A 13,462-nucleotide genomic window follows, 5' to 3' on the forward strand; every position below is an offset into this window, starting at 1 on the left:
TTTTTTCATGGTCGCCGCCGGAGACGGATCAAGCCTCGTCGGCCGCGACGCTGACCAACAACTGATCGGCGGCGACGATGTCGCCCACCCGGCAGTGCAGCGCGCTGACCACGCCGGCGCGCGGCGCGTAGATCCGGTTTTCCATCTTCATCGCTTCGACGACGGCCAGCACCTGATTGGCTTCCACCCGCTGCTCGACGGCCACCGGCAGCGCCACCACCGTGCCCGGCATCGGCGAGGCCACCCGTTGGCCGGCGTCGGCGTCCGCCTCGGCCGTTTCCGGTTGCTCCGCCTGCAAGCGCAGCCTATGGCCGCCCACCGTCAGCTCGATATCGTCGCCGCAGGGCAGGGCGTTCCAGCGCAAGCCGTCCACCTCGCCGCTCCACAACTCGCCGTCGCGGCGCAGCCTCACTTGCAGGCTGCGCTCCGCCACCGCCACGCGGGCATGGGCGCCGGAGCGCTCCAGCAGCCGCGCCTGCCAGCGCGCGGCGCCGGCGCGATAGCTCAGCCGGCCCAAGGGCGCGTCCGGGTCCAGCGTGGCGCGGTCGTGAGGGCCGACGCCGCCCTGCCAAGGGGAAGACGTTTCGACGCAGGCCAGGGCCAGCGCGACGGCGGCTGCGCAAGCGACGGCTTCGGCCTGCGGCGCGGCTTCCGGCGCGGCGGCGAGCTGGTCGACCAGATGAGTGTCCAGCTGGCCGGCCCGCACCCGCGGTTCGCGCAGCAGCCGGTCGATGAAGCCCAGATTGTTGCTCAGGCCCGGCAGCGCGGTGTCGCGCACGGCGGCCTGCAACGCGTCCAGCGCCGCGCCGCGGCTGCCGCCGTGGGCGATCAGCTTGGCCAACATCGGATCGTAGAAGGCCGGCACCTCGCCGCCGTCGCCGTCGAAGGCCGCGTCCACGCGGCAGGCTTGCGGCCAGCGCGCCAGCAGCGCCTTGCCCGGCATGGGCGCGAACTCGCGCAGCGGGTCTTCGGCGTAAATCCGGCATTCGATGGCGTGGCCGTCGGCGCGGATCTCCTCTTGGCGCAGCGGCAGGGCTTCGCCGGCGGCCACGCGCAGCTGCCATTCCACCAGGTCCAGGCCGGTGACGGCCTCGGTGACCGGGTGCTCCACCTGCAAGCGGGTGTTCACCTCCAGGAAATAGAACTGGCCGTCCGGCGCCAGGATGAATTCAAAAGTGCCGGCGTTGAGGTAGCCGATGGCCGCGGCGCCGCGCACCGCGGTGTCCAGCAGCGCGGCGCGGGTGGCGGCCGGCATCGCGCAGGCCGGCGCCTCCTCGATGATTTTCTGGTGGCGGCGCTGCAAGGAGCATTCGCGCTCGAACAGATGCACCACATTGCCGTGGCGGTCGCCGAACACCTGCACTTCCAGGTGACGCGGCCGCGCGATGTAGCGCTCCACCAGCAGCCGGCCGTCGCCGAAGCTGGAGCGGCCGACGCGCACCGCGGCGTCCACCGCCTCGCGCAGCGCGGCTTCTTCCCACACCACCTGCATGCCCTTGCCGCCGCCGCCGGCCACCGGCTTGAGAATGACCGGATAGCCGATCTCGGCGCAGCTCTCCAGAATCAGGCCGTAGGATTCGGTGGCCTCGGCCGAACCCGGCGTCACCGGCACGCCGGCCGCCGCCATCAACTGGCGCGCGCGCGCCTTGTCGCCCATCTGGGCTATGGTGTCGGCGTCCGGGCCGATGAAGACCAGGCCGGCGGCGGCCACCGCGCGGGCGAAGTCGGCGTTTTCCGACAGAAAGCCGTAGCCGGGATGGATAGCCTCGCAGCCGCTGGCCAGCGCCGCGGCGATGATGGCCTCGCCGTTCAGATAGCTGGCGCTGGCCGGGGCCTCGCCTATCCAGCGCAGTTCCGCGGCGCCTTCCAGATGCGCGGCGTCGGCGTCGGCGCTGGAGTAGACGGCGACATGCTCGATGCCGAGCCGCCGGCAGCTGCGGGCGATGCGGCGCGCGATCTCGCCGCGGTTGGCGATCAAAATTCGTTTGAACATGGTGTTTACATCCTGAAAACGCCGAAGCGGGTGTCTTGGACGGGGGCGGCGGCGGCCAGCGCCAGGCTGAGCGCCAGCCATTCGCGGGTCTGGGCCGGATCGACGATGGCGTCCACCCACATGCGCGAGGCCACGTACAGCGCCTGGCCCTGGCGTTCGTAGGCGTCGCGGATCGGGCGCTTGAAGCTTTCCTCTTCTTCCGGCGTCCAGGCCTTGCCCTGTTTCTCCAGTTGCTCGGCGCGGATCAGCGCCAGCACCGTCGCCGCCTGTTCGCCACCCACCACCGTGGTCTTGGCGTTGGGCCACATCGCCATCAACTGCGGGCCGATGGCGCGGCCGCACATGGCCAGATTGCCGGCGCCGTAGCTGCCGCCGATCAGGATGCTGAATTTGGGCACGCGGGCGCAGGAGGCGGCGTTGACCATCTTGGCTCCGTGCTTGGCGATGCCGCCGGCCTCGTATTCCGCGCCCACCATGAAGCCGTTGATATTGTGCAGGAACAGCAGCGGAATGCCGCGCTGCGCGCACAGTTCGATGAAGTTGGCCGCTTTTTGCGCGCTCTCCGAGAACAGCACGCCGTCGTTGATCAGCACGCCCACCGGATAGCCGCCGATGTGGCCGGTGCCGCACAGAATGGTGGCGCCGAAACGGGCGCGGTATTCGGCGAAGGCGGAGTCGTCCAGCAGCCGGGCCAGGATTTCCCGCGCCGGAATCGCTTCGCGCGGGTTGGCGCTGACGATGCCGGCCAGCTCCGCCGGGTCGTAACGCGGCGGCCGCGGTGCTTGCGGCGGCGCGTATTGCCGGCCGCTGCCTCGCCGCGCCACGATGTCGCGCATCAGCCGCAGCGCGTGCTCGTCGCTGAGCGCGTAGTGGTCGGCCACCCCGCTGTCGCGGGTATGCACGTCGGCGCCGCCCAGGGTTTCCGCATCCACGATCACCCCGGTGGCGGCGCGCACCAGTTGCGGGCCGCCCAGAAAGATGGAGCCGTTGCCGCGCACGATGATGGTCTCGTCGCTCATCGCCGGGATATAGGCGCCGCCGGCGGTGCAGGAGCCGAGCACCGCCGAGATCTGCGGCAGGCCCAGCGCCGACATTTCGGCGATATTGCGGAAAATGCGGCCGAAGTGCTGCTCGTCCGGGAAGATTTCTTCCTGCAAGGGCAGGTAGACCCCGCCGGAATCCACCAGATACAGGCAGGGCAGGCCTTGTTCGCGGGCGATCTGCTGGGTGCGCAGATGCTTGCGCAGCGTCAGCGGGTAATAGGTGCCGCCTTTGACCGAGGCGTCGTTGGCGAACACCGCCACCGCGTGGCCGGCGACGATGCCGATGCCGGTGACGATGCCGGCGCAAGGCACCGCGTGGTCGTAAACCTCGTGGGCGGCCAGTTGGCCGATCTCCAGAAAGGGCGTGCCGGGGTCCAGCAGCAGCGACAAGCGCTCGCGCGGCGACAGCTTGCCCTTGGCCGCCTGTTTGGCGCGCGCCTCCGGGCCGCCGCCTTGCACGGCGGCGTCGCGGGCGGCGGCGATGCGCTCGCGCAGCTGGCGGTAGGCTTCGACATTGCGTTCAAACGCCTCGCCCGAGGCGGGAACGCGGGATTCGATACGGGACATGAATAAGCTTCCTCGATTCAGGCGGCGCGCGCGCGCACCTTGAACAGCACTTGGGACAGGGTCAACAGGCCCAGGGCGGCCACCGCCAGCGTCCAGGTGCCGTCGTGATGCAGCAGCACCGAGCCGGTGGCGGCGATGCCGGCCAGCCCCTGTTGCAGGAAGCCGCACAGCGCCATCGCGTGCGCGCCGTGTTCCTTGGCGTCGCTGACGGCGGTGGCCATGCTGTTGGGAAACAGCACCGCCTGTCCGAAAATGGTCAGGCAGTAGAGGCCGATGAACAGCCACAGGCCGGGCAGGCGCTCCAGCAGGCCCAGATGCCAGCCCAGCAGCATGGCCAGCGTGGCCGCGGCCAGCAGCGCCGCGCCGGCGCGCATCAGCCGCAGCCCGCCCACGCGAGCCACCAGGCGGTTCACCACCATGGCGCCGCTGAAGTAGGACAGGCCGATCAACAGGCCGACGTTGCCGAAGCCGGCCACTTCCAGGCCGAAGTGCTCCTGAAACACAAAGGGGCTGACCTCTTGCAGAGTCACCGTGGTGGCGAAGCCCAGACCGCCGGCGCAGGCCGGCCACAGGAAGCCGGGGCGGCGCAGGATGCACCAGTACGGGCTGGGGCCGGAGGCCGCGGCGGCCGGGCGGCCGGCTTGCAGCGGCAGGCCCATGGTCAGCAGCGCCGCCGCGGCGCCGGTGGCCGCCATCAAGGCGAAGCCGGCTTCCCAGTGGCTGTATTTGCCGATCAGGCCGCCGATGAACTGGCCGCCGCCCAGCGCGGTGATGAAGGCGATGGAGAGCACGGACAATTTGCGCGCCAGATCGTCGCCGCGCCAGTGGTCGCGCACGATGATGCGGGCGATGATGGCCGCGCCGCCGCCGGCGATGCCTTGCGCCACCCGCAGCGCCAGCAGCTCGACGGCGCTGGAGACGAAGGCGAGCAACAGGCTGCAGACGACGAACAGCGCCAGCGACATCAGCAGCGGACCGCGCCGGCCCCAGCGGTCGGCCGCCGAGCCCCAGAACAGCACCGGCAAGGCCGCGCCCACCACATAGCCGGAAATCGACATCTCCACCAGGCTCTGGCTCATCGCCAGCTCCCGCATCACCGCCGGCAGCGACGGCAGATACACGGTGGTGGCCATCTGCGCCATGAACACGATCAGGCAGGCCAGCGCCATCAGCCGGCCGGCCGGCTGCGCCAGCGCCGTTTGCGGAGCGCTCAGGGTTTTCTCATTCATGAGCGGCTCGCAGCTGATTGAGGCAGGCGGCGAAGCGTTCGATCTCCTGAGTCGTCATATTGGCGCGGATCATGATGCGCAGGCCGGCGCGGCCCTTGGCGATTACCGGGAAGAAGATGGGCGAGGTGTAGAAACCGTCTTCCAGCAAGCTCTTGGCGTAGAAAATGGTGTTTTCCTCCGAGCCGATGGAGACGAAGCGGATGGGCAGCGGCTCGCCGCTGTTGTCCGAGGCCACGTGTTGGTCGAACAGGCGGATATTGTCTTGCAGCCGCTGTTGCAGCCGCGGCAGCTCCTCGGAGCGGTGAATGGCCGCGGACTGGATGATGGCGCCCAGGCCGGCGGTGTTGATGCGCTGCGACCAGGTCACCGGGCCGCCGAAGCGGGTGGCCAGCTTGCGGCGCTCCGCGTCGTGGCGCGGGCCCAGGAAGATGGCGCCGCCGGACGCGCCGAAGCCCTTGTTCAGCGAGGTGACGATCAAGGTGCGCTCATTGATGCCGCCCATGGTTTCCAGCACCAGGCCGCGGCCATGGCGGCCCAGCGTGGACAGACCGTGGGCTTCGTCGAAGAACAGGAACAGGCCGTATTTGTCCTGCAGCGCCAGCAGCTCCGGCACCGGGGCCATGCCGCCGGTGCTGTAGACCCCGTCGGCGACGTAGGCCACGCGCGCATGGGTTTTGCACAGATCTTCCAGCGCGTTCAGATCATTGTGGCGTATGGTCTGGATCTCGGCCTCGTCGGCGCAGATCGGCTTCATCATGTTCAGGCAGAAGTGGGCGTTCTTGTCGAACACCATCAAGGGAGGCACGTTTTCGGTCAGCGCGCCGGAGGCCAGCAGGGGCAGGGCGGCCGCGGCGGCCGCGGCGCAGGACGGCACGGTCAGCGTTTCCGCGTCCACCAGTTCCGCCAGCGCGTCCTCCGCCTGCTGCAGGATGTCGAACTGCACGCGGATGCGCGAAATCGAGGTGTTCAGCGAGCCGGTGTTCAGCACCGCGTCCGCCGCCGCTTGCAGGATGTCCGGGTGCGAGTCCAGGCCCAGATAGGAATAGGACGACATATTGACGAAGCGCCGGCCGTTGGACACCGCCTCGTGACGGCCGTCGCCCAGGTTGCGGGTGACGATATTGGCCATGCCGGCCTGGGTGGTGATGTCCCAGAAGCTGTTGCTCAACTGGATGGCTTTTTTGATATTGGCGTGTTGATGCATGTTTCCCCCCTCGTATGGTTTGGCGGCGGCCGCGATGGCCGCCCCGTCCGGCCTATACCCGTTCCAGAATCAGGGCCACGCCCTGCCCAACGCCCACGCACATGGTGCACAGCGCGTAGCGCTTGCCGCTGGCCTGCAATTGCGCGGCGGCGGTCAACACCAGTCGGCTGCCGCTCATCCCCAGCGGGTGGCCCAGCGCGATGGCGCCGCCCTTGGGGTTCACCCGTTCGCTGTCGTCCGGCAGGCCCAGCGCGCGGGTGACCGCCAGCGCCTGGGCGGCGAAGGCTTCGTTCAGTTCGATGACGTCGATGTCCTCGATGCCGAGGCCGGCTTGGCGCAGCGCCTTGCGGCTGGCCTCGATCGGGCCCGCGCCCATGATGCGCGGCGCGATGCCGGAGCTGGCCGAAGTCAGCACCCGCGCGCGCGGACGCAGGCCGTGGCGTTGCGCCGCCGCGGCCGAGGCGACGATCATCGCCGCCGCGCCGTCGTTGACGCCGGAGGCGTTGCCGGCGGTGATGCTGGACTCCGGGCCGAACAGCGCCTTGAGCTTGGCCAGATCCTCCAGCGAAGTCTGGCGCGGGTGCTCGTCGCGGCTGACGATCAGCGGGTCCTGCTTGCGGCGCGGAATCGCCACCGGCACGATCTCCTCGGCGAAGGCGCCGGTTTCCAGCGCGGCGAAGTAGCGCTGCTGGCTGCGCAGCGCGAAGGCGTCCTGATCCTGGCGGCTGACGCCGAATTCCCGCGCCACGTTTTCCGCCGTGGCCGGCATGGTGTCCACGCCGTATTGCTTCTCCATCGCCGGATTGACGAAGCGCCAGCCTATGGTGGTGTCGTAGATCTGCATGTCGCGGCCAAAGGCCTTTTCCGATTTCGGCATCACGAAGGGCGCGCGCGACATGGACTCCACGCCGCCGGCGATCAGCAGCTCGGCCTCGCCGGATTTGATTGCGCGCGCCGCCAGCGCCACCGCGTCCAGGCCGGACGCGCACAGGCGGTTCACCGTCAGGCCCGGGGTGCTTTCCGGATAGCCGGCCAGCAGCAGGCTCATGCGGGCCACGTTGCGGTTGTCCTCGCCGGCCTGATTGGCGCAGCCCAGGATCACTTCGTCGATTGCCGCCGGGTCCAGGCCCGGATTGCGTTCCAGCAGCGCGCGCAGCGGCGCCGCGGCCAGATCGTCGGCGCGCACGCCGGACAGGGCGCCGCCGAAGCGGCCGATGGGGGTGCGCACGGCGTCGCAGATGAAGGCGTCGGTCATCGCGGTCTCCTTTCAGCTCAGGCTGGTTTGCGGTTGCAGCAGCGCGGACAGCAGATCGCGCGCGGCGTCGATCTCGTCGGCGCAGACGTGGTGGGGCATGTCCGGGTAAACGCGGAAATCCACCTCGGCACCGGCGCGGCGGAAGGCGTCGGCGCTGCGCTCGATGCGCTCCAGCGGCATCCAGCTGTCGCTGTCGCTGGTGCCGAAGAAGGCCGGGAAGTCCAGCGCCGCGGACGGCGCGCCCCAGGCGGCCTCGTCGGGGCCGAACAGGCCACCGGAGAAGGCGATCAGCCCGCCTATCGGGCCGGGGCGGCGATAGATGTACTCGGCGGCCAGGCAAGCGCCCTGGGAGAAGCCCATCAGCACGATTTGGCGGTCGGCGAAGCCGTAGCCGCGCAGCTCTTCTATGGTGGCGGCGACGCAATCCAGCGCCTGGTCCAGCGAGGGCTGATTGCTGTCCAGCGGCGCCATGAAGCTGTGCGGATACCAGGTGCGGTCCTTGGCGCTGGGCAGGATGTAGGCGACGTCGGCCAGGCCGATGGCCTCTCCGTTCTTGTAGGCGTCCTGGGCGCTCTGGCGGCGGCCGTGCAGCAACACCACGGCGAGTTTGGCCTGGTTCAGCGGCGCGCCGTAGATTTCCAGGCCCTGTTCTTTGTGCGGATTGGGATCGATCGTGCTCATATAGTGTGTCCTTTGAATGGCTTGGCGTTACGATCTGCTGCGCGTCGGCGATACGGCGTTGAAACCGTCTTCAGAATGCTCATGCACCGTATGCTCACTCCGCTTCTTCAGCCGTTTTCGCCTTGTCTCGCTCTTGCTCGCGAGAACGTAAACATGTTCTTAGTGGATGCCCAGAATCTGCTTGGCTTCGGCGGGAGAGGCGATCTCGCGGCCGACTTCGCCGGCCAGGCGCGCCAGGCGCTCCACCAATTGGGCGTTGTCGCGGGCCAGTTCGCCGTAGCGGTAATAGACGTTGTCTTCCAGGCCGGTGCGCACATGGCCGCCCAGCAGCAGGGTGTGCAGATTGATCGCCAGCTGGTGTTTGCCTATGCCCAGTGCCGACCACACGCTGTCCTGCGGAATGCTTTCGACGAAATGCAGCAGGTTCTTGCAAGTGGCGGCCGCGCCGCCCTGTATGCCCATGGCGAAGCTGAAGCACAGCGGGCCGCTCAGATAGCCGTCTTCCTGCAGCTTCAGCGCTTCGCCGATGATGCCCTGGTGGTAAACCTCGATCTCCGGCTTGGCGCGGTATTCGCGGATGTCCAGCGCCAGCGCGCGCGCCAGCTCCGGCGGATTGATGAAGGGCTTGCTGCCGTGGTTGACCGAGCCGCAGTTGAAGGAGGCGATGTCCGGACGGAAGGGCAGATGGTTCCAGGCTTCCTTCTTCTCCAGCTGCGGCGGCAGGTTGAGGCCGGAGGTGCTCAGATTGATCAGGATGTCGCAGCGCTCGCGGATGCGACGGACGATATCGCCGTAGATGTCCGCGTCGTAGCTGGGGGTGCCGTCAGGGTTGCGGGCGTGGATGTGGACCACCGAAGCGCCGGCGTTCCAGCATTCATAGGCGGCCTGGGCGATTTCTTCCGGCGAAAACGGCACGCCCGGATGTTTCTGGCGGCTGGTGATGCCGCCGTTGACGGCGGCGGTGATGATGAGTTTTTGCATGGTGGGAACGCTCATGTGAATGAAAGAGGAAAAAGCTGCGGTGTTCAGATCTTGTCGCCGACGGGCGCGGTTTGCGACTGCGCGGCGGCGTCCGGGCGCTTGGACACCAGATAAATGCCGACGCCGATCAGCACGCCGCCGATCAATTCATGCAGCGACAGCGAATAGCCGAAGGCGGCGAAGGAAATCAGGGTGGCGAACAGCGGGGACAGAAACAGGAAACCGCTGGTGCGCACCGCGCCGCCCAGGTCCAGCGCCATGAACCACAGCGCCATCGCGCCGGTGGTGGCCGGCAGCGCCAGCCACAGGAAGGCGGCCAGCACCCGCTGGCTGTGCGGCGGCGTCGGGATTTCTCCGCCGGCCCAGGCCAGCAGCGCCAGGCAGGCCGAGCCCACCAGCATTTGCCAGAAAGTCAGCGCCCAGACGTTGATCACGATGCGGCTGCCCTTGATCACCAGCGTGGACGCCGCCCAGCAGGCCGCGCCGCACAGCACCAGCGCGTCGCCGGCGCCGAAGCCGTCCAGCTTGTTCAAGCCTATGCAGACGGCGACGCCGAAGAAGGCCAGGGCCAGGCCGACGGCGGCCAGCGGATGGATTTTTTCCTTCAGCGCCAGCCGCGACATCAGGGCGACGATCAGCGGAGTGCAGGCCATCAGGATGGCGGCCTTGGCCGGGGTGGTGCTGCGCAGCCCGATATTGAGAAAGCCCATCGAGCCGGCGGTCTGCAGCAGCCCGATCAGCGCCAGCACGCCCCAGGGGCGCGGGCGGACGAAGGCGCGCGGATAGCGGAAGCGCTGCCACAGCAAAATGGGCACGATGCCGGCGGCGGCGGCGGTGAAGCGCGCCACCGCGGCCCACAGGGGCGGCATTTCCGACAGCACGATCTTGGAAGTGGGAAAGGTGGAGCCGAACAGAAAGGTAGCGGCCAGAATCAGCAGCCAGTAGCGTTTGGCGTTATAGCTTGGATGGGACATGGTCACCTGGCCAGACAGCGGTTTCAATAGCCATTTATCATATTGAAACGGTTTGGTTCAGGCTTCTTGCAAGCGGACAATTACTGCTTCAAAACGGACAATCATGCTGCGCTGCGACAAAACCGTGTCGGCGCGCGGACGGGCGGGGCGGAGGAGAGGCCGGCCAGGGAGCCGGCCCGAGCTCAGGAGAAGTACTGGCTGGGCGCCGCGTTCATGATGCGGCGGAACATGGCGGAGAAGGCGCCGGGCGTTTCATAGCCCAGGTCGGAGGCGATCAGGGTCACCGGCTCGCCGGCGCCCAGCCGCGGCAGCGCCGACATCGCGCACACCTGCTGACGCCAGTACAGATAGGACACCCCCAGCTCCTGCTGGAACAGCCGCGCCAGCGTGCGACTGGAGGCGCCGACCAGCTCCGCCCATTCGTTCAGGCCGCGGCGGTCGCCGGGATTGGCCAGAATCGCCGCGCACACGCGCTGCAAGCGCGGGTCGCCCAGCGGCGGCAGCGGCAGGGCGGTCTCGTTAGACCATTCGATTTCGTCTATCAGCAAGTCCAGCAAGCGGCCTTCCTTCTGGTCCGCGTGCGGAATGCCGCGAGTGCGCATCAGGCGGATGATGAGTTCCCGCATCAGCGGCGAAATGGCGATGGCCCTGGAGCAAAGCGGCAACTGCGCCAGGTAGTGGGGAGACTGGATGTACAGCGTGCGCAGCGACACCGTGCCGCGGGCGCGCATGCTGTGTTCCACCGCGGGCGGCATCCAGACGCCGCGCTGAGGCGGCACCAGCCACAGGCCGTCGGCGGTGGACAGCTCCATCACGCCGGAAACGGCGAAAATCAACTGGCCTTCGCGGTGTTGGTGGCGGCCGATTTGATGGCCGCTGGGAAAGTCCTTGGACATGCTCCACGCGGCGAAGTCCGGCAGGGCGTCATTAGATTCTATGGCCATGCGCTTGCTTTCTTGTTTGAGGGTAGTCCGGTTCAACGCAAGAAATGATACTGCAGCGCACAAAATATTCATACAGTATAAATTTGTCGGCTTCGATATGAAGTTCGCTGACCAGGCCCGCGTGCGGGCCCGGTTCTTTGGCGCCGTGAACCGGACTTAGAAACTCAGCCCAAACCCGCGCGCGTAACGCAACGCGCCCGGCTGGCCGTTTTCATCCAGCGCGTGGATGGCCACCGGCAGTTTGCCGCCGGGCGGGTTCGCGCCCAGCATCACGTCCACCAGCGCCGGCATCGACGGGCCGCGCAGGCCGTTCTCATAGCCGTAGTAGGAGTAGGTGGCCAGCGTGGCGTCGGCCAGATCGTCGTAATTGATCACGTCGTAAGGCGCGCGCAGGGTCACGTGGATCAGCTTCTTGCCTTGCCGCTTGGCGTATTCCATCGCATTGCGCATTTGCTGCGCCTCGCTGAGCGGCGGCGCGGACAGGCTGCGGGCGAAACGGGTTTGCGGCGCGGGCAGGTCTTCCGCCACATTGAAGACCAGGGAGCCATTGCTCGAGACCGGGAACGGTTCCGGCGGCAGGCTGCGCTTCAATCGCGGCGCGAAGGCCGGCGCGTTGGGGTCGCCGTTGCGCTCCACCGGGCTGACGCCGGTGGCCAGGGTGCCGATGACGACCACGTCGGCCTGATCGATCGCCTGCTTCTGCGCGTCCCACGACGTGGCGCTCAGCTTGGCGCCGCTGACTTGGCGATAGCCCTTCTCATCGAAGCGGCGGCGCATCGCCTCGGCCTGTTCGCCCCAGGGCGTCAGGATGAAGATGCGCTGGCTGGGCGAGCGCAGCGGCAGCGCCGCGCCCTGATTGCGCAGCAGGGTGATGGATTGCCGGGTGATTTTAGCTTCCACCGCGCGATGCTCCGCGCCGCCTATGGTGCTCAGTTCCGGCAGCGGCTTGGCCTCGCCGGCCGGGGTGACCTCGTTGCGCAGCTTCATCGCCACGATGCGCCGCGCCGAGCGGTCCAGCTCGGCGCGGTTGATCCGGCCGTCCGCCACCGCGGCGGCCACCTGGTCTATCAGCTGGCGCAGCCGGCCGGCCTGAGCGGCGGTTCGGAACTCGGTGGGCATCAGCGCGATGTCGACGTCGGCCTGGAACACCTTGATCACCGCGTCGGCCTGCTCGAAGAAATCGCTGATGCCCTTCATGTCCAGCGCGTCGGTGACGGTGACGCCCTGGTAGCGCATCTCGCCGCGAAGCAGATCGTGCTGGATTTTGCGCGACATCGTCGCCGGCGCGATCATGCGTTCGCCGTTGCGGGCGGTGATCAGGCTGCTGTCCAGCGCCGGATACTGGATGTGGGCGGTCATGATCATCTCCGGCGCCTGGCCGGAGGCGATGGCCTGGCGGTAGGGCGCCAGGTCGATGGCGTAGGCGTCGGCGCGCGATTTATTGACCACCGGCAGGCCGTAGTGGGAGTCGGTGGCGGTGTCGCCGTGGCCGGGGAAGTGCTTGAAGGAGCCGATCACCCCTTGTTCGCGCATGCCTTGAGTGGTGGCCTGTCCCAGCAGGCTGATGGTGGCCGGGTCGTCGCCGTAGGCGCGGACATTGATCACCGGGTTGAGCGGATTGCTGTTGACGTCCACGTCCGGCGCGAAGTTGACGTTGAAGCCGACGGCGCGGATCTCGGCGGCCAGCACCCGGCCGGAGTCGCGGGCCAGGCCGCTGTCCCGCGTCGCCTGATAGGCGGCGCCCAAGGCCATATTGCCGGGAAAGCTGGTGGCCAGCGGGCGCGGCAGGCGGAAGACGTTGCCGCCCTCCTGATCCGAGCCGATCAGCAGGCCGACCGGGCTGTTCTGCGGCCGCGCCCGACGGATCTGCTCGGACAGCCGGCGGGTTTGCGCCAAATCGCTCAGATTATTGGCGAACAGGATCACCCCGCCGATGGCGTTGTCGCGCAGCGCGCGGCTGGCCGCGTCCGGCAGTTCGGTCATGCCGGCGGTGCAGGCGGGTTGATCGTCAGGGCACCAGTAGCGGAAGGCCATCATGATTTTCTGGCCGATTTTCTCGCGGGTGCTCATTTGTTCGACGATGCGCGCGGCTTGCTGTTCGACGCTGGGCTGCTCCAGGCAGCCGCTTAGCAGCGCCGGCAACAGCATCAGCGCCGGCAGGCGCGGGAAGTGGGGTTTGGACATGGCTCAACCTTGTGGTGAAGTGGAAACATCCGGAATGACGGGCAGGCCCGCCTTGCCGCTTTTGACGTGGGTCCGGCGCTAGGGCCGGACCCGCGGACAGCAGCGGGGCTGGGTTCTCTTTTTGTGAATATATTCATTTGTGAATTGTTTTAGTTGGAATTGAGTGGCCGCGCCGGACGCCCCTGCCAGGGAGCGTTCGGGGCGAAGCAGAGGCCGCCGAGGCTAAAGCTTATGAAATTCAATTTCTGAAAAAGTTGCCTGCGGCGGCGAATCGTCGCGCCGCAAGCGCCGCATCCCCTTGATTGCTCGGCGTTTTTGTCTAAATACTTGACCCTTGCTCGGCTGCGGGAGGATAATTCATGCCTTTTTTCAAACGCTTAGCGCGCTTGCGGGCCGGTTTGCCGCCG

Annotated in this window: 10 protein-coding genes; all 10 read right to left on the reverse strand. The window is 67.8% G+C overall.

What is annotated here, in order from left to right; all coding sequences use genetic code 11:
* Positions 1 to 28: 28 nt before the first annotated feature.
* Complete coding sequence (locus QUG03_RS05205; protein ID WP_500819580.1) at positions 29 to 1,993, reverse strand: ATP-binding protein; 1,965 nt, start codon at positions 1,991 to 1,993, stop codon at positions 29 to 31.
* 5 nt (positions 1,994 to 1,998) lie between these two features.
* Entirely contained in the window at positions 1,999 to 3,603 is a 1,605-nt protein-coding gene (locus tag QUG03_RS05210; RefSeq protein ID WP_048415422.1) for a carboxyl transferase domain-containing protein, read from the reverse strand.
* Between the two features lie 17 nt (positions 3,604 to 3,620).
* The gene (locus QUG03_RS05215) at positions 3,621 to 4,832 is read right to left on the reverse strand and encodes an MFS transporter (protein WP_500819581.1); all 1,212 of its coding nucleotides are present in this window, start codon (positions 4,830 to 4,832) and stop codon (positions 3,621 to 3,623) included.
* A complete protein-coding gene (locus QUG03_RS05220) occupies positions 4,825 to 6,036 on the reverse strand; it encodes an 8-amino-7-oxononanoate synthase family protein (protein ID WP_048415423.1) in 1,212 nt (403 codons plus the stop codon). Before QUG03_RS05220 ends, QUG03_RS05215 begins: the two co-directional genes overlap by 8 nt.
* A 52-nt stretch (positions 6,037 to 6,088) precedes the next feature.
* Entirely contained in the window at positions 6,089 to 7,291 is a 1,203-nt protein-coding gene (gene pcaF, locus QUG03_RS05225) for a 3-oxoadipyl-CoA thiolase (RefSeq protein ID WP_500819582.1), read from the reverse strand.
* A gap of 12 nt (positions 7,292 to 7,303) precedes the next feature.
* Positions 7,304 to 7,972: an alpha/beta hydrolase gene (locus QUG03_RS05230; RefSeq protein WP_048415425.1), complete on the reverse strand. Its 669-nt coding sequence runs from the start codon at positions 7,970 to 7,972 to the stop codon at positions 7,304 to 7,306.
* Between the two features lie 159 nt (positions 7,973 to 8,131).
* Positions 8,132 to 8,953, reverse strand: coding sequence for a beta-keto acid cleavage family enzyme (locus QUG03_RS05235; protein WP_374420307.1), 822 nt, complete (start codon positions 8,951 to 8,953; stop codon positions 8,132 to 8,134).
* Between the two features lie 44 nt (positions 8,954 to 8,997).
* Positions 8,998 to 9,954, reverse strand: coding sequence for a DMT family transporter (locus QUG03_RS05240; protein ID WP_500819583.1), 957 nt, complete (start codon positions 9,952 to 9,954; stop codon positions 8,998 to 9,000).
* Between the two features lie 155 nt (positions 9,955 to 10,109).
* A complete protein-coding gene (locus QUG03_RS05245) occupies positions 10,110 to 10,871 on the reverse strand; it encodes an AraC family transcriptional regulator (protein ID WP_048415427.1) in 762 nt (253 codons plus the stop codon).
* Between the two features lie 156 nt (positions 10,872 to 11,027).
* Entirely contained in the window at positions 11,028 to 13,055 is a 2,028-nt protein-coding gene (locus QUG03_RS05250; RefSeq protein ID WP_500819584.1) for a glycoside hydrolase family 3 protein, read from the reverse strand.
* Positions 13,056 to 13,462 lie beyond the last annotated feature (407 nt).

It is taken from the genome of Chromobacterium sp. CCUG 30098, from assembly GCF_059916605.1.

Coding starts and splice junctions, on each gene's coding strand:
- QUG03_RS05205 (WP_500819580.1), bottom strand. CDS start 1,993: ATGTTCAAACGAATTTTGATCGCCAACCGCGGCGAGATCGCGCGCCGC.
- QUG03_RS05210 (WP_048415422.1), bottom strand. CDS start 3,603: ATGTCCCGTATCGAATCCCGCGTTCCCGCCTCGGGCGAGGCGTTTGAA.
- QUG03_RS05215 (WP_500819581.1), bottom strand. CDS start 4,832: ATGAATGAGAAAACCCTGAGCGCTCCGCAAACGGCGCTGGCGCAGCCG.
- QUG03_RS05220 (WP_048415423.1), bottom strand. CDS start 6,036: ATGCATCAACACGCCAATATCAAAAAAGCCATCCAGTTGAGCAACAGC.
- pcaF (WP_500819582.1), bottom strand. CDS start 7,291: ATGACCGACGCCTTCATCTGCGACGCCGTGCGCACCCCCATCGGCCGC.
- QUG03_RS05230 (WP_048415425.1), bottom strand. CDS start 7,972: ATGAGCACGATCGATCCCAATCCGCACAAAGAACAGGGCCTGGAAATC.
- QUG03_RS05235 (WP_374420307.1), bottom strand. CDS start 8,953: ATGCAAAAACTCATCATCACCGCCGCCGTCAACGGCGGCATCACCAGC.
- QUG03_RS05245 (WP_048415427.1), bottom strand. CDS start 10,871: ATGGCCATAGAATCTAATGACGCCCTGCCGGACTTCGCCGCGTGGAGC.
- QUG03_RS05250 (WP_500819584.1), bottom strand. CDS start 13,055: ATGTCCAAACCCCACTTCCCGCGCCTGCCGGCGCTGATGCTGTTGCCG.